This window comes from Arthrobacter sp. Soil_C_49 (assembly GCF_057656635.1).
This window is the reverse complement of sequence record NZ_JBDGJZ010000047.1, coordinates 1-259: the sequence shown is the minus strand read 5'-3', so window position 1 is coordinate 259 and position 259 is coordinate 1. Positions and strand designations below refer to the sequence as shown.

The following is a 259-nucleotide window of genomic DNA, read 5'->3' as shown; positions in this document are numbered from 1 at the left end:
GAGGCGAGTTGCCGGGATTGGGTGATGAGTGCTCCGGCGGCGGGGGAGCTGATGGTCAGGACGCCGGCGATTTCCTCGACCGCGGACATCTCCGCGTACGTGCGTTCGTGGACAGGCGCTTCGGGCGGGGTCAGTGCGTGCTGGATCTCGATGGCCTCGTCGGCGTCCCGGGCTTTGACGGGGGGGGTGTCAGATTGTTTGTGTAGGAGGGATGTAGCCAGCGGGGTGATTGGAGAATCATTGTGGCTATGACTGAGCG

1 pseudogene is annotated in these 259 nt (G+C 64.1%); it reads right to left on the bottom strand.

The window, feature by feature from the left end:
• Window positions 1–221: pseudogene (locus AC3A4Z_RS22640) on the bottom strand (hypothetical protein); the annotation flags it as partial.
• Window positions 222–259 lie beyond the last annotated feature (38 nt).